Genomic DNA, 21,937 nt, shown 5'->3' with positions numbered 1-21,937 from the left:
TGGGGACCGGGTTTGCCCCAATGCCGCCAATTCTGCCAGCCCATGTACCTATTTCAAGATTGCGGCTGCTCCGTGGGCTTTTCTGGTGGTCTGGAGGGCGTGGAGGGCGGAGCAGGCAAGGGAGTTGTAGGAACTTCAGAGTCGGATTGGAACAACTCACGCAGACTGCGAAAGGGCGTGAGGAGTTTCATCAAGATATTTGGAATATAAACGGGCTTGGTTTTGGGGTGCGCCAGGGTGCCGGTGACGCGGTACTCGAAGAGCTTGGTAAAGGGCTTGAAAAACAGGCTCAATGCAGGCCCCAGCATTTTGGTCTCGCGCAGGACTTCAGCTTCCACGCGCGCGTCCACTTCGTAATCAAAATTGACCGTCCCACGGTATTTAAGGTTGTAACCGGCAGCCTGGATGACCAGGTCTTCCGTACGGATGACGCTGTCGCGAATCACAAACGAGCCGTGGGCTTCACGAGCGCGGGAGTTGCCCAGGCCGGGGGAAATGGCATTGAGCACGGGGGAAAACAAACCGAAAATGGGAATTTCCCAAATCAAGCCATCGGTAAGGGAGACGTTGCCAAAGCCGTTCCAGCTTTTCCAGTCATTGGCGCGGGCCTGAGCATTGAGATGGCCGGTGAGCAAACCTTCGACGCGGTTGGTACGGTCGCTGATATCGGCCATGAGTCCGGCAAACTGAACCTGGCTCAGGCTGAAGCGCAGGTCCATGGCGGTGTCCTGGTGGGAAGAGAAATCCAGAGATAAATCACCGCGGAGCCGTCCCCCATAAAAATCGGCCCAGAGGTTCGTGAGGGTCACGGATTCGTCGCGCCAGAGGATGGTGGTGGTTACATTGCTGGCATTAAATCGCCACCAGGTAAAAGGCGAGCCAGCGATTTGAAAATCCACCCGTGCGCCCAACTCGCCATGCATCGGAATATCTCCGGAAACTTCGGCTTTGACCGGCCCGGCAAAGCGGTAGGGAGCCAAAGTTTTCACCACATGCGGGCCGATGGCCTGGGCCACATGCATCGGATTCACCGTGCCACGGGCTTCCTGCAGAAAGACCATGTGCGCATTGAAATCCACTTCCACTTTTTTGGCGGTGGCCTGGCCTTCTTTTTGTCGCAGGCGCGGTTGGTAAAAGCAGAGTACATTGGAAGCATAGGAAAAACGGGTTTCCAGGGCCTCAATGGGCACGTCGCGAAAGACAAAACGCGCGGTACGAACCTCCCCCGTGGCCTGCCAAGAGTCCGCTTTGCGCCAGTTGCCACGGAGTTCAAGTTGCAGTTCTGGCGGATGTTCCCATTTCCACATGGCCAAGGCTCGCGGGGCGGTTGGGGGTAGCAAAGGAATCAAAGCGTTGGGCAAGCCCTTCCAATCCACTTGCATTTGGAGGTCGCCCTCAGGCGCCAATTCCAGTGTGCCTTTAAGCAGATTATCGCCTGCACGTGCCTCGAAGGTAGGCACACGGAGATGTTGTCCGTCCCATTCCAGCCTGGCTGCAAGTGCGGACAGAGCAAGATCGCGCCATTGGGCCGGACCCAATTGCAGAGAAAAATGGCCGGTGGTTGCAGGCGCGAGATTGGCCAGAGCATTGGTGGGCGGCTTTGGCCAGTCCGGCAACGTGGTGGTGAAAGACGCTGCCAGCCTGGGTGGGGTATTCCACTGGATTGCGCGAAGCTCCTTCTGCCAGTCGGGCGGCAGATAACCGGCAAACTCATGTAAATCGCAGGTTGAAGTCAGATGGGCCTGCAAGATTCGCTTTCCCACGTTCCAGTCCCCTGAGACCGTTAGTTCGCCTTGAGCCAGGCGCGCTTGAAGATTGGTGATGGTCAGCAACGGGTATTTCCATGCGCCGTGGTGGTCAAGCCACGCGACGGTTAACTGATCCAGCCTGCTGGTCGCCAGCGTGACATGCCATTGCAGTTCCAGGGGGGCTGCGCGCTGCCCCCAGAGCAAATTGGTGTTGGCCAGCGATTCCCATGCGTTCGTTGCCAACCAAGCCTTCCATTCCGCCAAGGCCAGCATGCCGGTGGCTGACTGACCAGCATGCCACTCTTCCATGCGGCTCTGACCCTGCACCACTTGCGGCGTGGGCGGCCAGGCAGCGGCCAATTCGACTTCACCCGTAATGCGGCACTGCCGGGCGCGGCCGGCATGGAGAAGGTCCAGTGATTCGATATGGCTTTCCACTTTCCAAAGCGGGGGATTTTGTGACGAGGCAAGGGGCGACATTAGCAATAATTTCACTGGCCCGCTGGTGGCCCAGGGAGAATGGAGGGATGAGCTTTGCCAGGCCAGATTGGTTTGCAGCGGCGAGAACTGAAGAGTGGCTTGGACCTGGCTGGCCTGCAGAGCAGAAGTGGCCAGATGACCGGCCCTGAGCGTGGCCTGGAGGTTGGTGGTCCACCAGGCATTGGTGGCGGTGGGGGCACGGATGGTCAAATGGCCTTTCTCTACCTTGCCCCAACGGTTGCTGAGCCAGGCAGCCGTGATGTCCAGCTCCACCCGTGCTTGGGGTGGCGTTTGGGCTTCGGGGACCCGCCGAGCCAGCACGGTGAGGTGTTCTCCATGCCCCCAAGGGGTTTGGGCGCTTTCCACCTGCGCGCGCAATTCCAAACGGGCGGCATTCCAGTCGAGCGCATCCAGATGAAAGGAAAGCTCGGCGGCACGCGGGCCGCTGAAATGATAGTTGGTCAGGGCCTGGGCGAGGTCCCGCATGAACAGATTTGCGCGGGCTGCAGCCGAGGGGCCGGAAGTAGAAGGGGTTTGCGCTTCGGCCCACTGGCGCGAGAAGGCCAGAGCATTGGAAATCAGGCCGTGAATACGGAACTCGGCGCCCAAAAATTCGCCGTTGAATTGTCTTAATTCCCAGACGGCATCGTGAATGGCCATTTCGGTCTGGAGCCGGGAAATTTCCAGGGGAGGTGTGACATGGGGGCCGTTGGCGAAACGCCACACAATTCGGCCGTCTCGCAAACGCAAGAGGTTCACCTGCAACTGGCCGCGCAGCGCGGCGGCGGCGTCCAGCACGATTTGCACCTCGCGGGCGCTTAATTGCGGACCGGCAATGAGCTGGTCGCGGCCAAAGCTGACATCATGCGCCACCAGTCCGCGGTCCCAACGAAAATGCAGGGATGCAAATTGCAGGTCGAGGCCGCGATGCCGCAGCGCCTGCAGCAGGGCGTTTTTCACAAAATCCGGCAGGCCGGTTTGGTGCCAGTAAAACAAAAATCCGGCCACCGCGAGCACCGAGAGCAAGGCCAGAATGCGGAACCAGCGAAAACCGCGCCGGACCCGCGTCCACAAATCCCGTATGCGGGAGGGCGGGGCGGCGGAGATTTGGGAGCCGGCGGACGGCACAATTCAAGGGGTGGCGGCTGCGGCGGGCGAGCGCGGCCAGGGCAGTTCACGCATTAGCAGGTGATACAGCGGAGCAGGGAACTCCAGAATCCACGGTTGTCCCTCCAAAGTGACACAAACCAGCGGCACTCCCTGCTTGCGGGGCGGCCCAAATTCCAGCGCATAAGTCTGAAATCGGTCGCTGCCGGGTGTCCGCACTTCAATTTCCAATCGCGGACTGTCAGCGCCGAAGCCGTGTCGCGCGCGCGCCCCTTCTCCGCGGTCCACCCAGTAAATGGCGTTCAAGTCCCCCAGCCGGAAAACGGTTTCCTCAACCGCAAACTCATTCATGATGCCCTGAGAGTTGGGGCCGAAAGACCAGCGGTTGGTATCCACGCGGATAAGCTGGTTGACCCGTGCGCCTTCCCGCAAGGTGACACGCACCACGTTGGTCAGCGGATAAGACCAGAGATGGCGGTCGCGCAGTTGCCAGCCAAATTGCGGGAGCCGGTAAATCGTGGCTTCTTCTATGGTGAAGACGCTGTTTTCGTCACTGCGGCGAGCATAAAATTTCCCCGCTACATTGGTGCTCAGGGAGGCTTGGGCCAGGACGGGGGCCGAGGCCGGGCTGCCGTTGGTGGCAGAGGCCCGCAAAGTGACCTCGCGCCAGGGCGGCGCCAGACCATAAGCGGTAAAATCGGTAACCACATCCTTTTCAAAATCCGCCACTTCCCAGGAATACAAGTCTCCCATCAATTCTTTTAATAAGACAGGGTCAACGGGGTAATCCTCCGGTTGGGTGAGCCGCCAGGAGCCGTTGGTCAGACGCCGGACGAGGAAGGGGTTGGCCCCGGAGACTTCGACCATTTGAACCTGGGTGGGGTCAAAAGTGAATAAATGGCGGTCCCGCAGTTCTTTATAGGGAGTGCGAAGGCGGTCCACCAGGTCGCGGCTGACCAGCACGACGTTGGTATGGGCCAGGCAGCGCGCATAGACCAGGGCGGGGTCGTTGGTGGGACTGGAGCCAAATTGCACAACGAGCTGGTCATTGGTGCCCGTTCCCAGAGCCAGTTCAAGTTCTGGCGGCGAGCACCCAAACAATTCAGGGTCCGCGGCTGGATCATCGGTGACAAAACGTGCGACACGCGCTTCCAGACACGCCAGCACCAATTGGTTGGCGCGCTGTTGATGCGCGCGGGCCGTCATCGGTTTGCTGAGCCGCCAGGTCCGGTTGGTGGGCTGATATTGCAGGGAAAAACCCAGGCCGCGTGTGGCGCTGCGGACTTCGAATCGGTCAAAGACAAAGTTTGTGGGCGAAGCCAGGAGCGCAAAGCTGCGCCAGCGGTCGGCTTCCGGGGGCAGCGCTTCTTTCAGAAGGGCAATGTCAGCCAGGTAAATCCCCGGCTGCGCGGGCAGGCGCACGTACACCTGATCGCCGGTGGGAGAGGGCAACCCCACCTCAAGCACGATTTGCTGAGTATCCTGCTGCAACCTGATGGTGGCCAGGGCGGGAGCCAGGCCGAAGTCGCGGTAATTTTCGGTACGAATCAAAATTCGGCGGTCCAGGCGGGCAAGATGCTGGAACAAGTTTTGCACCACCACCGGATTGGCGGGGTAGGCGACGGGGGCGAGGAGCCGCCAATAATCGCCTTCGCGTTGGAGGCGGGCGACATAGTTGCTGCTCCGGATTTCCAGACGGGTGACGGCATCCGGTTGAAAACCCGCCAACAAGGGCCCGGCGGCGCCACTCTCAGGAAGCGGCTTTTGCCAATGGCGTTCAAAAAACAGAATGAACAGGAAGAGCGCCGCGGCCAGGCCGAACCAGAACCATGTGGAGCGAGAGTGCATGAGAACTCACTTGCGGCGGCGCAACCAGACGAGGGTGCCCAGCAGCAACACACTGCCCGGCAACGCGCCCAGCAATAAGGCATTAAGCGTCAGCAATTGGCGGCGGGTTAAGTCCAGCCGGTATTCCTGCAGGGGACGCGGCTCGATGCCGGCCAGCAGGTAAGTCTGGTCCACCAGCCAATTCAGACAATGGCCGCCCAGGTCCCGATTGTTGCGCGATTCAATCAACTGGTTGCTCAGAAACATGGAGTCCCCGCCTACGATGAGCCGCGTGGAACCGCGCTCGGCGCGCACTCCCGGCACGGCGCCTTTCTCCACGGCCACCATCAGGGAAAATCGTCCCCGGGGATTGGAGGCCGGATTAATGACCGGCCGCCCATTCTCCACGTCCTTGACCAGGATGCCTTCATTGGAGGTATGAAGGATTTCGTCCACCTTCAGCGTCTCAGCGGCGCGTCCGCTGGATTTGATGGCGGAAACGACCCGGGGCAGGAGCAGATGCGCCGAGCCCATGAGCAGCGGGCGAGTCACCGCATGCGGCTCAGTAATGGGCACGACCAAATCCTGAAATTGTGAGGTGGGCGTGGCGTTGGCGGGGTCCAGGGCGAAGCGTTCGCCCACCATGACTCCCCAGGCGGCCATTAAGGACTCCAGATTCAGGGAGCGGCCAAAGGAGCGATAGTTTAAGAACACCATCAACCGTCCTCCCTGATTAAGGTAGCGCGCGATTTTTTCCAGTTCATCCTGGGTCAAAGGCGTGCGCGGGCCGGCAATGATTAGCAGATGGCAGTCGTTGGGAATCTCGGCGGTGCCAAACAAAGTCAAAGTGGCGGTTTCCAGCCCATTTTCCCTTAATAAATGGGCGAATTTGGAATAGCCCATGATTTCATCGGTGCTGGCGGGGTCATGTTCCCCGTGGCCTTGAACAAAATAGGCTTTCAGCACGCGCGGGCTGATGACATGGATAAGCGCCGAGGTGAAAAGCTGCTCACCTTTGAAATTTTTGGCGCGCCGCCGGAAAACGGTTTGGCCAGTTTCAGAAAGCTCGGCCGTGGGTTCGAGGTCGTAATCGCCCAAATCCTGCTGATAGACGGTTTTAATTTTGCCGTTGCAATCAAAGAGAATGAGATTGCGCTGGTTCAAAGCCGCCAGATTGTAGCGGGTGCGGGCCAGATTGGCCTCCACCGGCTGGCGGTTGGGGTCCACCAGTTCCAGGCGCAGGCGGGGGTTGCGGGCGGCGTATTCGCGCAGCAAATCGGTTACTTCCGAATAAAGGCGGTCGTCCTGGTGATAGTACACCAGCACCTTGACGCCAGCGGGGAGTGATTCCAGCACCTTCAGGGTACGGGGGGAGAGCGTCCAGCGCTGGCTGGCGCTAAAATCTTTGCGCCAGTAATGGCGGACGGCGAGGTAATTGACCATGACCACCAGCGCCAGGACGGAAAGGCAGGCAATGAGCACCTCCACCCCTGCGCCGAGGCGCCGGCTGAACGAGAAACTGGGAGAGGTCACAGCGGCCTTGCTCATGGCTGGGACTGGCTCATTTCCATCGGCGGCTTTCCACCGCGCGCAGCGTTAAAAACAGAAACAAAAAGGTGGTGGACAAACAAAAGACCACCGCCCGGGTATCCACCACACCCCGGCTGAAATCTTGCAGGTGTTGGTAGAGATTCATCTGGTTGAGCACGGCATGGGGCCAGCCCAGTTGCGGCGGGACGGCATAAGCCAGGTATCCCGCCAGGAAAATGGCCAGCCCGGCCACGAAACTCAACATGGCGGCAATCACCTGGCTGCGGGTGAGCGCCGAGGCCAGGCAACCGATGGCCACATACAGCATGCCAATCAAGAAAACTCCCCCCATGGCCCCGGAGAGCGCGCCGAGGTCCACCGCCGCCGGCTGCCGCGTATAATGGCGGAGGGCCAGGGTGATGACAATCAGAGGCAGCCACATGCAGGCATAGAAGAGCAGGGCGGCCGTGAATTTGGCCAGCACCACCTGTAAATCACTCACCGGGGTGGTCATCAGGGTTTCAAAGGTGCCGGTTTGCTTTTCCTGGGCAAACAGGCGCATGGTAATCACCGGCGTGGCCACCAGCAGCACCAGCCAGAAGGCCACGCTCTCGTAAAACAATTCGTTGAGCGTCAAGGTCAAGGGCTCGGTGTTTAATGCCTGGAGAATACCCGCAAAACTCAGTCCCATGATGAACAGGACGGCCGCAATGACCATATAGCCCGTCCATGATACGAAGAACGTGCCCATCTCCCGGCGGACCAGCAGCAGGTAGGCGCGCATCAATTCTCCTCCTCCCGGTCCGGACGGGTCAGGCGGACAAAGATGTCCTCGAGCGAAAGCCGGTCACGGGTCAGCTCCCGCAAAGCCCATTGATGTTGGCGCACCAGATCAAACAGGACGGGGCGCAAATCCACCCCGGGCGGCGCGGAAAAGGTGCAGCGCCAGTATTTCCCTTCGGCTGGCGCCAGATCATATCGCAGGATTTCCGGGTGACTATCGAAACACGCCTTAAGTTCTGTTTCGGGGGCGGCAATTTCCGCCACCACCAAGCCGCTTTCTCCAAGCCGTTTCTGCAAATTGGCTGGCGTATCCGCGGCCAGGATGCGCCCATTGGCCAGGATGAGCACCCGTCCGCAGGTCATTTCCACTTCCGGCAGGATATGGCTCGAAAGCAAAACTGTGTGGCGGGCGGCGAGGTCTTTAATCATCTGGCGGACGGTACGAATTTGGTTGGGGTCCAAGCCGATGGTGGGTTCGTCCAGTATCAGCAGCTCCGGCTCGTGCACCAGGGCATCCGCCAATCCCACCCGTTGCTGGTAGCCTTTGGAAAGATGGCCGATGATGCGTTTGTGCACCTCGGTCAGGCCGCATTGCTGCATGACCACATCCACCCGCTCGCGTGAGGCGGCGCGGCTGAGTCCTTTGAGACGGGCGCGGAATTTCAGGTAATCCCGCACCCGCATATCGTGGTGCAGGGGATTATGTTCGGGCATGTAGCCGATGCGCCGGCGCACCTCATCCGCCTGGGTGTACACGTCCAGCCCCGCCACGCGGGCGGTGCCTTCGCTGGCGGGAAGGAAACAGGCCAGAATGCGCATGGTGGTGGATTTGCCGGCCCCATTGGGGCCCAGCAGACCCACGACTTCGCCGCGTTGGACGGTAAAATTCAGGCGGTCCACCGCCAGCCGTCCGGCATAGCGCTTGGTCAGGTTTTGAACTTCGATCATCGGCCCGGCAGTCATCTGACGTGCGAGGCAAAGTTTAATGACATTGGCCTTCCGGCGACAACAAAAAGATACGGCGGGAAGCCGCCTGCCCTGAGGGGGAAGCACCCGAAAAAGCGTTTTCACCTCTGGTGTTGATGCCGTGGCGGCTTGCAGGCATCATGCAGGGCGCAACGCAAACAGAATACATGAATCACGCAACTGCCGAAGCGATGGTTGGCCGCGAGCGCATTCTGCGTCCGCGCCGCGGCTGGCTGGCCTTGGACTGGCGGGAGTTATGGGCGTACCGGGAGCTTTTTTTATTTCTGGCCTGGCGGGATATTTTGGTGCGTTACAAGCAGACGTATGTGGGGGTGGCGTGGGCGGCATTGCAGCCGTTGTTGATGATGGTCATTTTAACCTTTGTTTTTCGCACGCTGGGCCGGTTTCCCAGTCCCGGGGCGGCGCCCTATGAGGTTTTGGTGTTTGCTGGTCTGATGCCGTGGCAATTTTTTGCCAATGCACTGACCGAATGCAGCGGCTCGCTGGTGGCCAGTGAGCGCATGATTACGAAGGTCTATTTCCCCCGGCTGATTATTCCCGCCAGCGCCGTGCTGAGCGGGGGAGTGGATTTCCTGGTCGCGGCGCTGATTTTGGGGGCCATGATGCTGGGCTTTGGCCTGCCCTGTCACTGGCAATTGTGGTTGCTGCCCTTGTTCTTTGGCGCGGCGGTGCTGGCGGCGCTGGCCGTGGGATTGTGGGCAAGCGCGTTGAACGTGCGTTACCGCGATGTCAAATACGTGGTGCCCTTTATTGTCCGCATGGGGCTGTATGTCAGCCCGGTGGGCTTCGTCTCGTCGGCCGTGCCGGAGACCTGGCGGTTCTGGTACAATTTGAATCCCATGGTTGGCGTTATTGACGGCTTTCGGTGGTGCGTTTTGGGACCGGCTTTCGAGCCTTACTGGCCGGGATTCATGGTAAGCATGGGCATCGTCCTGCTGCTGCTGGTGACTGGCGTTATGTATTTCCGGCAGATGGAACGGACCTTTGCGGATGTCATTTGAAAGCGCATGGTGAACCCATCAGACTCCATCATCAGCGTGCGCGGTTTGGGAAAGCGATACCGCCTGGGCGCCACCCTGGCGCAGGATACCTTGCGCGACCACTTGACGCATCTGGCGGGACGGCTCTGGCGTCGCACGCCCAGGCCGCCGGTGCAGGAGTTGTGGGCCTTGCGGGAAGTTTCCTTTGACGTGGGGGCAGGGGAGGTGTTGGGGATTATTGGCCGTAATGGGGCAGGCAAATCCACGTTGCTGAAGGTGTTAAGCCAGATTACCGAGCCTACGGAAGGCGAGGCCCGCGTGCGAGGCCGGCTGGCCAGCCTGTTGGAGGTGGGTACTGGTTTTCATCCCGAATTGACCGGGCGCGAAAACATTTACTTGAATGGCGCCATTTTGGGGATGAGCAAGGCCGAGATACGCCGAAAATTTGATGAAATTGTGGCCTTTGCCGAGGTGGCGGAATTCCTGGATACGCCGGTCAAACGTTATTCGTCGGGTATGTACGTGCGACTGGCTTTTGCGGTGGCAGCGCATTTGGAGCCGGAAATATTGTTGGTGGACGAGGTGTTGGCGGTGGGGGATGTCGCCTTTCAGGAAAAATGCCTGGGAAAAATGCGCGAAGTGACGCATGGCAGCGGGCGCACGGTGTTGTTTGTCAGTCACAACATGGGTGCAGTTCAGGCGCTGTGCGGGCGGGCGTTGTGGCTGCATCGGGGAAGGGTGAGGGGCCTGGGGCCGGTCGAGGAACAGGTGGCAAGATACTTGGACGAGATGCGTAAACCCCATGAGGGGGAGGAAGACCTTAACCTGGGTTTGGGGCCGTCGCTGGTATTACGGTATTTGCATTTGGAGCCTAACCCGGTGGTCAGTGGGCAGGGGGTTCGTTTCCAATTGGCGGTGAAGGCCCACGAGGCGGCGCGGCTCACCGATTTACAAATACTCATTTTTTCGGCGCTGGGAGTGCGGGTGGCCATGCTGGACTTGCGTCAACCCACCGGCCACGGCTACCTCATGGAACCTGGGCAGCAATTAACCCTGACGGGTTGCATACGGCGGCTGCCTTTGGTGGAAGGGGATTACCGCCTCGGCGTCTTTTACAGTTATCAAGGTTATTACGCGGATGTGTTGGATGTGGCGGCCTTGCATGTGGCCGCCGCGCCCCCGGTGGATGGTCGGGTGCCCTACAAACCCGCCTACCGGGGGCTGGTGGTTTTGGAGCACGATGTGGAGGCGCAAATCACCTCATGAATCGTCCGCTGCGCATCTTGTGGCTGAAGACCGGCCCGTTGCATCCGCTGGATACCGGCGGCAAACTGCGCACTTACCATCTTCTGCGCGAACTCCATCGCCATCATGAGGTGACTTATTTGGCGCTTTGCGAACCGGACACGCCGCCGGAAATTAAACAGCAGGCGTCTGCTTACTGCCGGCATGCGTTGTGGGTACTGTGGTCCGCTCCGCGCAAAGGGTCCTTGGCCTTCTATGCGGCTTTGGGGCGCAATGTATTTTCCTCCCTCCCTTACGTGCTGGCCCGCTATCGCTCGGAAAACATGCGCCTCGAAATTCAGGAGGAAGACGATGCCGCCCGCCATGACGTCCTGGTGTGTGATTTCCTGACCCCCGCCGTCAATCTGTTCCCCCTGGCGCGCGGGCGGCCGCGCCCGCGCTTGAAAGTGCTGCTATTTCAACACAACGTGGAAGCTCAAATCTGGGAGCGCATGTGGCAGCAGCAGCGGAATCCCCTGCAACAGTGGTATTTTCGCTTGCAATGGCAGCGGTTGCGGGCGTGGGAACGGCGGTTGTGCGCCGCGTGCGATGGGGTGGCGGCGGTTTCTGAGACAGACGCCGCCCGCTTCCGGCAGGATTACGGTTTAACCAACGTGTTGGGCAGTGTGCCTACCGGCGTGGATGTGGAGTACTTTGGCCAGACACGGTTGCATCCGGTGCCTGGAAGAATCGCCTTTTTGGGGTCCATGGACTGGATGCCCAATGTGGACGCAGTGCAGTGGTGGATGAATGAAATCTGGCCGTTGGTGAAACAACGCCATGCTGGCGCTTCCTTCAGCATCATTGGCCGGAATCCGCCGGCTGCGGTGGCGGGTTTGCCGCAGCGTGACGCCTCCGTCCAGGTCACCGGCACCGTGCCGGACGTGCGGCCGCATTTGGCGCAGGCGCAGGTGGTGGTGGTGCCCTTGCGGGCGGGCGGCGGCACGCGAATCAAAATCTACGAGGTCATGGCGGCCGGCTTGCCGGTGGTCTCCACGCGGGTGGGGGCTGAGGGCTTGCCGTTGCGGGATGGTGAAAACATCGTGCTGGCCGATACCCCTGAGGCTTTGGCCACCGCCGTGGTGACTTTGTTGCAGGAGCCGGAGAAGCGCACCCGCCTGGCCGCAGCGGGGCAGCATTGGGTGCGACATCACGCCAGTTGGACACAGGCGGCCGGGATTCTGGCGGACTATGCGGCACAACTCATCGCTTGATTATGGTTATTGCTGTCTATGGATTGGGATATGTGGGGGCGGTGGTGATGGCGGCCCTGGCCAGCCGCGGGCATCACATGATTGGCGTGGATGTGGATGCCTACAAAGTGGACCTGGTGCGCAAAGGCCGCTCGCCCATCGTGGAGCCGGGGCTGGAGGCGATGCTGGCTGCGGGGGTTGCCGCTGGACGCATTGAAGCCACCTGTCATCACACCGAGGCCGTGGGGCGCTCCGAAATGGCCATGATTTGTGTGGGCACGCCTTCGCTGCCCAATGGGGGGCTGGACGTGGCGCCCCTGGTGCGGGTGGCGCAATCCATCGGGGAGGGCATGCGCCAGCGCGAGAAAGGACGGCGTTATGTAGTGGCGGTGCGGAGCACAGTTTTGCCCGGCATGGTGGAGCAGCACGTCATTCCGGTGCTGGAGCAGGCGTCCGGCCTGAAAACGCCGCGCGATTTTGGCGTGGCGATTAATCCCGAGTTTCTCCGGGAGGGGACGGCTTTGGAGGATTTCTTTCACCCCCCCAAGACGGTCATCGGCAGCACCAGAAAAACTGATGCGGCGCGGGTGGCCAGCCTGTATCGCGGCCTCAAGGCGCCGCGGTTTTTGACCGACTTGAAGACCGCGGCGATGGTCAAGTACGCCGACAACACCTTTCATGCGCTGAAAGTGGTGTTTGCCAACGAGATAGGCCTCCTTTGTCGGCAATTGGGTGTGGACGCCGGCAGGGTGATGGAGATTTTTTGCCAAGATACGCGCTTGAACTTGTCGCCGGCCTATTTGCGGCCGGGTTTTGCTTTCGGCGGTTCCTGCCTGCCCAAGGATTTGCGTGCCCTGACGCGGGTAGCGCGGGAGCAGGAGGTGCCCACACCAGTGTTGCAAGCCATTGCGGAAAGCAATCAACGCCTGATCCAGCGCGCGGCGGAATGGGTGTTGGACACCGGCAAAAAACGCATCGGCATCCTGGGATTCGCCTTCAAACCGGGCACGGATGATTTGCGGGAATCGCCGATGGTGGCCTTGATGGAAATGCTGCTGGGCAAGGGTTGCCGGTTGAAATTATATGACCCGCACGTTTCCCTAAGCCGTTTGATTGGCGCCAACCGGCGTTTTATTCAGGAGCGAATTCCGCATCTAGCGCGGTTGATGGCGAATCAGCCGCAGCACGTCCTACGGCACGCCGAGTTGGTGATTCTGGGCACTGCCCTGCCTGAATTCGAGCCGCTGCTCCAAGAACTTGGCCCGGCGCAAATCTTGTTGGACCTGACCCCGGCGCGCCGGCGGCCGGTGGTCACGCCCGCCCGCTACGAGCGGTTAACCGGTTGAGGCCATGTCGCCCCGGGCATTTTATCTATTGGCCAAGGATTGCGTGCGCGGCACTCACTGGTGGCGGCCGCTTGCCGCGTGGTATTGGGCGTGGCGTGGCCGCCTCACGCCGGGTGAGGACCCGCAAAAGGTGGCCCAGTCCATGGACTGTTTTTGCCGGGCCATTCGGTTAATGCCCGAGTCTGCCCCGGCTCGCCTTTGGGTGACGGAGGCGGCCCGGCGGCTGGCCCGGTTGAAGACACCCTTGGAGCCGGTTTTTTTTGATGGGCGTGGCGCCTCACTACAGTTGGAAAAGGCTGTTTTGCTGAAGCCGCCCATTTCGCCGCTGGAGCCGGGAGTCTTGTACATTGCTTTTGAATACCAATGGCTCCGGTTGCTTTCGTTGCCCCCAGCTTTGCGGGAGGATTTCGCGCGCCATTACACCCTGGTTTTGGCCCCCTCCTGGAGTCCGCCTCACAGTGTGTTCAATTTTTATTTCCCTCATATCTGGCCGGTGCCGGTTTATTGTCAAATCAGCCACCCCTTAGACGCGCAATGGCTGCCCCAACTTTCGTCCCGTTATCGGGTGGTACCTTTGATGCCTTCGCATTGGGTAAATCCGGACGCTTTTGTGCCCCGGCCTAAAAATGAGCGTGATATTGATTTGGTCATGGTGGCCAATTTTGCCGTCTTCAAGCGCCATGCAGCCTTTTTCCATGCCTTGCGCCGGCTGCCGCGCTCATGGCGAGTGGTGTTGATTGGCCAGCATGAGGGCCGCCGCACCGCAAAGGATGTTGTGGCCGAAGCGCAAGCCTTTGGGGTGGGTGATCGTTTTACTTTGAGGGAAAGCGTGCCGCATGCCGAGGTTTGCGAAACCTTGTGTCGCGCCCGTGCCAGTGTAGTGCTTTCCAGGCGGGAAGGCGCTTGTGTGGTGGTGGCCGAATCGTTGTTGGCTGATACTCCTGTTGGACTAATGGAGGGGGCCCATATCGGCTCCGCGCAGTTTCTGAACGCTCAAACTGGCCGTTGGCTCAGGGAAAATCATCTGGCGGAGGATATGCAGCGCTTGGTGGAGGAGGCCCATCTTTTACAACCCAGGGCATGGGCGCTGGACGCGCAAATCACCTGTCAGGACAGCTCGCGCAAATTAAACGAATGGTTGCGTGAACAAGCCCTCGCCGCAGGTCAGAATTGGACTTGTGACCTTGCCCCGCTGCAATGGCGTCCCAATCCATCTTTGCTTTCGCCTGCGGATATTGAACGGCTGGCGCCTGCGTGCGCGGCCCTGGCTGGCAAGTACGGTTTGCGACTGGCGGGGCAGGGGGGTAACAAGTGATCACGCTTGATGTGCCGGCGGAGGTTTTGATAATGAATTCCTGATGCGCGCCAGGGCCACATCAATCTTCTGCGCAACAATGATGGGACTTTTTGGCCTGTGCATTATGGGGTGCTCCAAGAAGCCTCCCCCTCCCCCTGCCGCCGAGCCGTTAAAGCGAAAATTCCTTCAGGAAACGGTCACTAACGCCCAGGAAAGTCTGGCGAATCGCCGCCTGGCTGTCTCCGCTTTGGCCACCAATCAAGCAGGAGCCGCCCAACTGTTGCATTGGGTGAGCCTTGGGGTATTGTCCAACGACTTGCGACCGGTGCTTACTTTGGAGCTGGCGCACGCACCTTGGCCTAACATCCGTTCACAAGCATGGGAGATGTTGCCGCCGTATTTGGACAAGCACCAGCAGCCATTGCCGCCCCTTGGCAAGTTCTTTACCCTCCAGGGTAATCCTGCGCGGGGGGCAACGCTTTTCAAACACCCCGATTTGAACTGCATTGGCTGCCACCGTTTGAACGGCGAGGGCGTGGCGCTCGGTTCAGATTTGTCGGATATCGGCCTGCGGATGGATGCGGCAACTTTGTTGGAGAGCCTGGTGGACCCCAGTGCCATCATCACCCCGGGCTATGAAACCTGGCTGGTGGTGGACCGCGACGAAAATGAGCATGTGGGGGTGTTGGCCCGGGAAACGGAGCAGGTGTTGGCGCTGCGGGATGCCAAAAACAATGAAATCGTGATATCCAAGGCTCAAATTAAACAACGCCGCCAGGTGCCGGTCTCGATTATGCCTGCCGGCTTGCAACAAAGCGTGACGGTGCAGGATTTGGTGGATTTGTGGCTGTTCCTGCGGGGATGCCGGCAACCATCGGCCACCAACGCTCCTCCGACGCCGCCGGCCCATGTTTCACCCTAGCGTGGTGCACGGTTGGAAGTTAGTGCTGCGTAATATGTTTAATAATGATGCAGGCGCAGTAAGCTGTCTTTATTGCTTCCAGCACATATAAATCACGGCTCCCAACCCCGAGTCCTGGCTTGAAGGAATGAGCCTCTATATATCGTGCTGGGTATCGTGCCGGGGGCCTGCGGGCAGACCTGACGGAAAGCCCAGCCAGCATAAGAACAGGACGCCCCTGGGAATGGCGATGCGTTTTTAACGTTTGGACTTGGCATGCTTTTTGGCGTAAGAATAAGCGCATGTTGCCGACCTTGTTGAGCTCGGGTGGGCCGATGACGTGGTTGCTGCTGCTGGTGGGAGCGGCGGCCCTGGTGGTGTTTATCGAACGTCTCCTGACCTATCACCGTGCCCAGATTAATTGTGCTGAATTCCTCAACGGGGTGCGCACCGTGCTGCGCCGGGATAATGTGGTGGAGGCTCTGTCCATTTGTGATGCCACGCCCGGACCGGTGCCTGACCTGGTCAAACTGGCCATCAAACATCGGGATAAAGACCGGGAAACCGTGCGCCAGTTGCTGGACGAAGCCGGGCGGAATGAGGTGCCGCGTCTGGAGGAGCGGCTGAGTGTGCTGGCGACGGTGGCCCAGATTGCGCCACTGATGGGGTTGTTGGGCACGGTGTTGGCGCTTATTGGCATGATGGGGGTGATGCGCGGCCAGGGCATGGCGATTCATCCCTACGATTTTGCGCGGCACTTGTATGCCGGCCTCAGCTCGACCGCCCTGGGGCTGGCCATCGCCATTCTCAATTACGCGGCTTACAACTATCTGGTGCGGCGGGTGGACGCGATTGTGCATGATATGGAACGGGCGGCAGGGGAGGTGCTGCACATGTTGTGGGAAAAATGAACCGGCTTTTTCAATTTCCACGCAAGCATCAGGTTTTTCGCGGCCAATTCCAGGCGGCGCCCTTTGCCGCGGTTTTTTTATTGTTGCTCATCTTTCTCACCTTTCCCACCTGGCTGGTGTACCTGCCCGGGTTGCCCATGGAACTGGATGCGCAAGGATTGCCGGTGCGGCCGGAGCAGGTGAAGGCCGTGAGGCTGGAGGAAGGCAGTGTATTTCGTTATGGGCGTGAAACGCTGGGCAGTTGGCAGGCTTTCCAATTGCGGCTGCGGGAAGAGGCGCGCACCAACCGCGCCTTGCGCTGGCTGAGTGTGCAAGTGGACCCCGCGGTTTCCAATAATGTGGTGCAGCAGGTGGTGGAACTGGCGCGGGATTTGAATCTGGGTGTGGATTTGCCCGGCGGGCGGCTGGACCTGCCGGTTTCCGGAAGTCTGGTGCTGGTGACCAATCCAATGGTGAGCCTGGCCATCAATCTTGCCGGCCAGATGTATTATAAAAACCAGATTATTAGTGAGGCCGCTCTGGAGCGGGAGTTACAGACCCTGGTGGCCAATTCACGGCAACCGTTGACCCTGTTGATTTTGGCCGATCGCCAGGTGCCTTATGATCGGGTGGTGCGGGCGGGGGCCGCAGCGCGCGCCGCCGGCGTGCGCCAGGTGCTGCTGGCCACACGGCCCCCGCCTTACCTGCTGAGTCCATGAAGCCCATGCTTTCCATGCACGGCATGCCGGGCCGGCGGTTGTGGTTCTGGCTGGGCGTTTCTTTTGCAGCGCACCTGGCGGTGATATGGCTCCTGGGAGAGCGCCCCCGCCTCCCGTCTCCTGAAACAGATGTTTTTCGGACTGTTCTAACTGAGAATTTGGCGCCCTTGGCCGCGCGCCTGCCGGATTATGATGACCCCCAGGTTTTTGCCTTGCCTTCACCGCGCGGCTTCTCCGGCTCGGGCTGGTTGCGCGCGAAGGCCCAAGCGCATGAATACCATGAATGGATGGATGAACAGCGCTGGCTGCCCCTGCCGGTGGACCAATTGGGCCAGACTTTTATCCAGCATGTGCGGTTGCTGACCGAACCAACTCCCCCCATGCCGCGCAAGGCGGAGCCGGTGTTGTCGCCGCTGGTGACCGATTTGGTCATGGATTGGGCGCCGGCCCGCTCCCGGTTGCAGCTCGAAGGGGCCTTGGCGGCGCGTTTGAAAACGCCGCTGCCGGCTGCGCCCACGCTGGCGCACAAAGAAGTGCTTAAACCCACCATATTGGAGCTGATGGTGGATGAACGCGGGCATGTTTTCTCGGCCCTCGTTTTGGGGGAAAGCGGCCTGCCGGCGGCGGATGAGCTGGCGGTGCAACTGGCCCGGCAACTGGATTTCCAACCTGCCGCTTCCCCAGGCCTGGTGAGTGGCCGGCTGGTGGTGGTCTGGCAGGTCCAAGCGGCGACCAATACCGTGCCTTCCACGGTGCCTGCGGCTGCGCCATGACCACGGAGAACCTCATTGCGGGATACGTGGGGCTGGGCCTATTGGTCATGGCGTTGTTGGTGTTGTATGCTGAGCGCCGGCGTCGGCGATTCACCCCGGCGCCCAGCACGGACCATATATTTCGCTGCCGCCAGTGCGGGCTGGTGTACACCGATGACAATGATGTGGACCGCTCCCCCTGCCCCCATTGCCAGACCATGAACGATGAAATTGAATTTTAGGCCGCATAAGGGTGCTGGACGATTCGCCGAAGCTCGGCTAAAGTGAGGGCGATGTCGAAGGCTGCAAACCATCGTGCTGCTGCCGATGCCGCCTCCCCTCAGGTGGCGCAAGACCTGGCTTTTGAAGAGGCCATGGACCGCCTGGAGAAGGTGGTGCAAAGGCTGGAAGGCGAAGAATTGCCTTTGGAAGCCTTGTTGCGCCATTATACCGAGGGCGTGGAACTGGCGCGGATATGCCAGCAGAAATTGACGGAAGCTGAATTGAAAATCCGGCAATTGGAGCAGACGCTTGCCGGAACGCCTGCCTTGAATCCTGTGAACGTGCCGGAGGAGGCGCCTTGAACTCCGGCCTGACCCTGCGCATGATGCGCTCCTGGCGCATTTCCCAATGCCTGGCGATGGAATTATGAGCCGATATCTGGACATGGTGGACAGTCCTGAACACGTCAAGAAATTGACGCCCGAACAACGTTTGAAACTGGCGGAGGAAATCCGCGAGGAACTCATTCGCACGCTTGCCCGGCACGGGGGCCATCTGGGACCCAATCTCGGGGTGGTTGAACTGACGATTGCCCTGCATACGGTCTTTTCCACCCCCAAGGACAAGTTTGTTTGGGACGTCAGCCATCAGGTGTACGTTCACAAATTGCTCACCGGTCGCAAACACCTCTTTCACACCATCCGCACCACCGGCGGGCTGAACGGCTTTGCCTTGCGCAGTGAAAGCCCGCACGACTGCTATGGCGCGGGCCATGCCGGCACGGCACTGTCGGCGGCGCTGGGCATGTGCGCGGCGCGGGACCGCCGGGGCAGCGACGAGCACGTGGTTTGCATTTTTGGTGATGCGGCGCTGACCAACGGCATTTCTTATGAGGCGCTGAACAACATCGCCCATACCACCAAACGTTTTATTGGCATTCTCAATGACAATGAATGGAGCATTGCGAAAAACGTGGGGGCGATTGCCAGTTACCTGAACCGCCTGATTACCAATCCCCGGTATAACCAGTTTCAGCGCGACTTTGCGCAATGGGCCAAACGATTTTTGAAGGGAGACTTGGGCGAGCGTCTGGGCCGGCGGGCGGAGGAAGCCATCAAGGGCTTCATCACGAAAATCTCCCTGGAGCAACAGCATGTGGATACTGCCGAGAGCGATGGGCGCGGCGGCGGTTTCGGCAGCAGCCTTATTTTCGAGGAGTTTGGCCTCCGCTATCTCGGGCCCATTGATGGGCATGATTTGGGAATGCTCATCACCTGCCTGGAGTTTGCCAAGACCTGTGATCAGCCGGTGGTGCTTCATGTATTGACCAAGAAAGGCAAGGGCTTTGAAGCGGCGGTTAAATATCCGGAAAAATTTCACGGCACCGGCCCCTATGATGTGCTCACGGGTGACCCACCCCCGCCCAAGCCGGGGGCGGCGCCAGCTTATCAGGATGTGTTTGGGCAGGCCCTGGTGCGCTTGTGCCAGCGGGATAACACCCTGGTGGGCATCACGGCGGCCATGCCCAGCGGCACGGGATTGAAATTCCTGGAGAAGGCCATGCCCGATCGTTACTACGATGTCGGCATTGCCGAGGAGCACGCGGTCATTTTTGCCGCCGGCATGGCCACCATGGGATTCCGCCCGGTGGTGGCCATCTATTCCACCTTCCTCCAGCGGGCCTTTGACTGCATTCATCACGACGTGTGTTTGCAGGACTTGCCGGTAATTTTCTGCATGGACCGCGCCGGTTTGTCCTGCAACGACGGCCCCACCCATCATGGCTTGTTTGATATTGCCTACCTGCGGTGCCTGCCCAATGTCATCGCCATGGCTCCCAAGGATGAGGATGAGCTGGTGGACATGATGTTCACCGCCACCCACCAGAAACACCCCTGTTTCATCCGCTATCCCCGCGGCACGGCGGAGGGGGTGCCCATCAAGGACCAGCCGCAGATGTTGGAAATTGGCAAAGCCGAAGTGGTGGAGCACTTTGCCAATAACGGTGGGCGGAAGGTGGCTTTATTTGGCCTGGGAAACATGCAGTCCATGGCCCGTAAAACTGCGGAAATGCTGGCGGCCGAAGGCTATGATTATGCGTTGATCAACCCGCGTTTCACCAAGCCCCTGGACGCGGGCGTCACGGAATATTTCGCGCGTGCCGCCGATGTGGTGGTCACTTTTGAGGACCATGTATTGATGGGCGGGTATGGCTCCGCCGTGCTGGAGTTGCTGGCTGACCGGCGCATCAGCACGCCGGTGGTCCGCATCGGCTGGCCGGATCAATTCATCGAACATGCCAGCACTGTGGATTATTTGCGCGAAAAATACGGACTTACCCCGCAACGCGCCGTGGCCCAGGTGCGCGCCGTTTTGTCCTCCCAGACGGCGGCCCCGCAAGCCATGCCACAAAAAAGCATTGCCTTGGCTTGAGCCTCACGGTTCATTAGCAAAGCTTTATTGAATCATTTATGGCGTACAAAGACGTGACTCCGCCTCCCGGCGGCAAAATCTCCATCCACAACGGCGTATTGTCAGTGCCGGACCAGCCCATCATTCCTTTCATCCGCGGTGATGGCACCGGCCCGGATATCTGGGCGGCCAGCCAGCGCGTGTTTGATGCGGCGGTGGCCCGGGCTTATCGCGGTCAGCGGCGTATTGCGTGGTTTGAGGTGTTTGCGGGCGAGGAAGCCTTCAAACGCTTCAATAATTGGCTGCCGGATGATACGGTGGAGGCGTTCAAGGAATTTCTGGTGGGCATCAAGGGGCCCTTGACCACGCCCGTGGGCGGAGGCATTCGCTCGTTGAACGTGGCCTTGCGCCAGTTGCTGGACCTCTATGTTTGCCTGCGGCCTGTCCAATACTTCACCGGCGTGCCGTCCCCCGTGAAGCACCCGGAAAAAGTGGACATGGTTATTTTCCGGGAAAACACGGAGGACATTTATGCCGGCATCGAGTATGCCGGCGGCACCCCCGAGGCGCAAAAGGTGCTCGATTTTCTGGCCCGTGAATTCCCCAAGGACTTTGCCAAAATCCGCTTTGGCACGCCTGCTCGCGCGGAACAATACCTGAAAACCGCCGGCGGTACTCCCACGGCGGAGGACACGCAAGTGTGTGTGGGCGTGGGCTTCAAGCCGGTGTCGCGCCTGGGCACGGAGCGGCTGGTGCGCGCGGCCATTGAATATGCCCTGCGCCAGAAGCGGCGCAGTGTGACGTTGGTCCACAAGGGCAACATCATGAAATTCACCGAAGGGGCGTTTCGCGACTGGGGTTACGCGCTGGCAGAGCGTTGCTATGGGGACCGCGTGTACACGTGGAGCCAGTGGGAACGTACGAAAAAAGCCGCCGGCGAAACGGCTGCCAATCAAGAGCAAAAAGAGGCCCTGGCGGGCGGCAAAATCCTGATTAAGGATGCCATTGCGGACATCACCCTGCAGCAGGTGCTCACCCGGCCGGAGGACTTTGATGTGATTGCCACGCTGAATCTCAATGGCGATTACCTCAGTGATGCCCTGGCGGCCCAGGTGGGCGGCATTGGCATCGCGCCTGGCGGCAATATCAATTACGTGACCGGCCATGCCATCTTCGAGGCCACGCATGGCACTGCCCCGAAGTACGCGGGCAAAGACATGGTGAATCCCGGCTCAGTGATTTTGTCCGGGGAGATGATGTTCCGGCATCTGGGTTGGAATGAGGCGGCCGATTTGATTATCAAGGGATTGAATGGCGCCATCAGCAGCAAGCGGGTCACCTATGATTTTGCCCGTCTGATGGACGGCGCCACGCAAGTTAAATGCTCGGAGTTTGGCGATAACATCATCGCCCACATGGCTTGAACCCCCTGGGGACTGTTTCCCACGGTCAAAGTTAAGGTTGCCTGTCCGCGGCCAG

At 59.8% G+C, this 21,937-nt stretch carries 18 protein-coding genes; 13 read left to right on the top strand and 5 right to left on the bottom strand.

All coding sequences use genetic code 11. From position 1 onward, the window contains the following. Window positions 1–53: 53 nt before the first annotated feature. From NXS98_RS06610 to NXS98_RS06590, 5 genes are read right to left on the bottom strand one after another with little or no spacing between them, the layout of a single operon-like run. Complete coding sequence (locus NXS98_RS06610; RefSeq protein ID WP_283847689.1) at window positions 54–3,356, bottom strand: AsmA-like C-terminal region-containing protein; 3,303 nt, start codon at window positions 3,354–3,356, stop codon at window positions 54–56. Between the two features lie 3 nt (window positions 3,357–3,359). Next, complete coding sequence (locus tag NXS98_RS06605) at window positions 3,360–5,183, bottom strand: DUF4340 domain-containing protein (protein WP_283847688.1); 1,824 nt, start codon at window positions 5,181–5,183, stop codon at window positions 3,360–3,362. Window positions 5,184–5,189: 6 nt separating this feature from the next. Then, a complete protein-coding gene (locus NXS98_RS06600; RefSeq protein ID WP_283847687.1) occupies window positions 5,190–6,710 on the bottom strand; it encodes a GldG family protein in 1,521 nt (506 codons plus the stop codon). 13 nt (window positions 6,711–6,723) lie between these two features. After that, window positions 6,724–7,476, bottom strand: a complete 753-nt coding sequence (locus NXS98_RS06595) for an ABC transporter permease (RefSeq protein ID WP_283847686.1) — start codon at window positions 7,474–7,476, stop codon at window positions 6,724–6,726. Beyond that, entirely contained in the window at window positions 7,476–8,423 is a 948-nt protein-coding gene (locus NXS98_RS06590; protein ID WP_283847685.1) for an ABC transporter ATP-binding protein, read from the bottom strand. Before NXS98_RS06590 ends, NXS98_RS06595 begins: the two co-directional genes overlap by 1 nt. Before the next feature lie 185 nt (window positions 8,424–8,608). Between NXS98_RS06590 and NXS98_RS06585 the strand changes: the two genes are divergently transcribed. The 13 genes from NXS98_RS06585 to icd all read left to right on the top strand — a co-directional run bounded on the left by NXS98_RS06585 (window position 8,609) and on the right by icd (window position 21,882). Continuing rightward, window positions 8,609–9,463 (top strand): ABC transporter permease, encoded by an 855-nt coding sequence (locus tag NXS98_RS06585; protein WP_283847684.1) that lies wholly within the window; start codon window positions 8,609–8,611, stop codon window positions 9,461–9,463. A 6-nt stretch (window positions 9,464–9,469) separates the two neighbouring features. Next, window positions 9,470–10,708: an ABC transporter ATP-binding protein gene (locus NXS98_RS06580; protein ID WP_283847683.1), complete on the top strand. Its 1,239-nt coding sequence runs from the start codon at window positions 9,470–9,472 to the stop codon at window positions 10,706–10,708. Continuing rightward, window positions 10,705–11,940 (top strand): glycosyltransferase family 4 protein, encoded by a 1,236-nt coding sequence (locus NXS98_RS06575; protein WP_283847682.1) that lies wholly within the window; start codon window positions 10,705–10,707, stop codon window positions 11,938–11,940. Before NXS98_RS06580 ends, NXS98_RS06575 begins: the two co-directional genes overlap by 4 nt. A 2-nt stretch (window positions 11,941–11,942) precedes the next feature. Further along, window positions 11,943–13,265, top strand: a complete 1,323-nt coding sequence (locus NXS98_RS06570; RefSeq protein WP_283847681.1) for a nucleotide sugar dehydrogenase — start codon at window positions 11,943–11,945, stop codon at window positions 13,263–13,265. A 4-nt stretch (window positions 13,266–13,269) separates the two neighbouring features. Beyond that, complete coding sequence (locus NXS98_RS06565; protein WP_283847680.1) at window positions 13,270–14,580, top strand: glycosyltransferase; 1,311 nt, start codon at window positions 13,270–13,272, stop codon at window positions 14,578–14,580. Window positions 14,581–14,686: 106 nt separating this feature from the next. Then, a complete protein-coding gene (locus tag NXS98_RS06560; protein WP_283847679.1) occupies window positions 14,687–15,484 on the top strand; it encodes a c-type cytochrome in 798 nt (265 codons plus the stop codon). A gap of 281 nt (window positions 15,485–15,765) precedes the next feature. Then, a complete protein-coding gene (locus NXS98_RS06555) occupies window positions 15,766–16,374 on the top strand; it encodes a MotA/TolQ/ExbB proton channel family protein (RefSeq protein ID WP_283847678.1) in 609 nt (202 codons plus the stop codon). Continuing rightward, window positions 16,371–17,072, top strand: coding sequence for an ExbD/TolR family protein (locus tag NXS98_RS06550; protein ID WP_283847676.1), 702 nt, complete (start codon window positions 16,371–16,373; stop codon window positions 17,070–17,072). Before NXS98_RS06555 ends, NXS98_RS06550 begins: the two co-directional genes overlap by 4 nt. Then, a complete protein-coding gene (locus NXS98_RS06545) occupies window positions 17,069–17,845 on the top strand; it encodes an energy transducer TonB family protein (RefSeq protein ID WP_283847675.1) in 777 nt (258 codons plus the stop codon). Before NXS98_RS06550 ends, NXS98_RS06545 begins: the two co-directional genes overlap by 4 nt. Continuing rightward, entirely contained in the window at window positions 17,842–18,066 is a 225-nt protein-coding gene (locus NXS98_RS06540) for a hypothetical protein (protein ID WP_283847674.1), read from the top strand. The genes NXS98_RS06545 and NXS98_RS06540 overlap by 4 nt, the downstream gene beginning before the upstream one ends. A gap of 51 nt (window positions 18,067–18,117) precedes the next feature. Next, window positions 18,118–18,408 carry an exodeoxyribonuclease VII small subunit gene (gene xseB, locus NXS98_RS06535; protein ID WP_283847672.1) on the top strand — a complete coding sequence of 97 codons (291 nt, stop codon included), beginning with the start codon at window positions 18,118–18,120 and terminating at the stop codon, window positions 18,406–18,408. A 64-nt stretch (window positions 18,409–18,472) separates the two neighbouring features. Further along, complete coding sequence (dxs, locus tag NXS98_RS06530; RefSeq protein ID WP_283847671.1) at window positions 18,473–20,479, top strand: 1-deoxy-D-xylulose-5-phosphate synthase; 2,007 nt, start codon at window positions 18,473–18,475, stop codon at window positions 20,477–20,479. 38 nt (window positions 20,480–20,517) lie between these two features. Beyond that, on the top strand, window positions 20,518–21,882 hold the full coding sequence (gene icd, locus NXS98_RS06525) for an isocitrate dehydrogenase (NADP(+)) (RefSeq protein ID WP_283847670.1): 1,365 nt from the start codon (window positions 20,518–20,520) through the stop codon (window positions 21,880–21,882). Window positions 21,883–21,937: the final 55 nt, after the last annotated feature.

The sequence above is a fragment of the Fontisphaera persica genome, assembly GCF_024832785.1.
Taxonomy (GTDB): domain Bacteria; phylum Verrucomicrobiota; class Verrucomicrobiia; order Limisphaerales; family Fontisphaeraceae; genus Fontisphaera; species Fontisphaera persica.
This window is presented reverse-complemented; position numbering and strand designations above follow the sequence as displayed.

Bases quoted from the DNA above. Each gene is read 5' to 3' on its own strand.
- NXS98_RS06605 (WP_283847688.1), bottom strand. From the start codon at position 5,183: ATGCACTCTCGCTCCACATGGTTCTGGTTCGGCCTGGCCGCGGCGCTC.
- NXS98_RS06600 (WP_283847687.1), bottom strand. From the start codon at position 6,710: ATGAGCAAGGCCGCTGTGACCTCTCCCAGTTTCTCGTTCAGCCGGCGC.
- NXS98_RS06595 (WP_283847686.1), bottom strand. From the start codon at position 7,476: ATGCGCGCCTACCTGCTGCTGGTCCGCCGGGAGATGGGCACGTTCTTC.
- NXS98_RS06590 (WP_283847685.1), bottom strand. From the start codon at position 8,423: ATGATCGAAGTTCAAAACCTGACCAAGCGCTATGCCGGACGGCTGGCG.
- NXS98_RS06585 (WP_283847684.1), top strand. From the start codon at position 8,609: ATGAATCACGCAACTGCCGAAGCGATGGTTGGCCGCGAGCGCATTCTG.
- NXS98_RS06580 (WP_283847683.1), top strand. From the start codon at position 9,470: ATGGTGAACCCATCAGACTCCATCATCAGCGTGCGCGGTTTGGGAAAG.
- NXS98_RS06575 (WP_283847682.1), top strand. From the start codon at position 10,705: ATGAATCGTCCGCTGCGCATCTTGTGGCTGAAGACCGGCCCGTTGCAT.
- NXS98_RS06570 (WP_283847681.1), top strand. From the start codon at position 11,943: ATGGTTATTGCTGTCTATGGATTGGGATATGTGGGGGCGGTGGTGATG.
- NXS98_RS06565 (WP_283847680.1), top strand. From the start codon at position 13,270: ATGTCGCCCCGGGCATTTTATCTATTGGCCAAGGATTGCGTGCGCGGC.
- NXS98_RS06560 (WP_283847679.1), top strand. From the start codon at position 14,687: ATGGGGTGCTCCAAGAAGCCTCCCCCTCCCCCTGCCGCCGAGCCGTTA.
- NXS98_RS06555 (WP_283847678.1), top strand. From the start codon at position 15,766: ATGTTGCCGACCTTGTTGAGCTCGGGTGGGCCGATGACGTGGTTGCTG.
- NXS98_RS06550 (WP_283847676.1), top strand. From the start codon at position 16,371: ATGAACCGGCTTTTTCAATTTCCACGCAAGCATCAGGTTTTTCGCGGC.
- NXS98_RS06545 (WP_283847675.1), top strand. From the start codon at position 17,069: ATGAAGCCCATGCTTTCCATGCACGGCATGCCGGGCCGGCGGTTGTGG.
- NXS98_RS06540 (WP_283847674.1), top strand. From the start codon at position 17,842: ATGACCACGGAGAACCTCATTGCGGGATACGTGGGGCTGGGCCTATTG.
- xseB (WP_283847672.1), top strand. From the start codon at position 18,118: ATGTCGAAGGCTGCAAACCATCGTGCTGCTGCCGATGCCGCCTCCCCT.
- dxs (WP_283847671.1), top strand. From the start codon at position 18,473: ATGAGCCGATATCTGGACATGGTGGACAGTCCTGAACACGTCAAGAAA.
- icd (WP_283847670.1), top strand. From the start codon at position 20,518: ATGGCGTACAAAGACGTGACTCCGCCTCCCGGCGGCAAAATCTCCATC.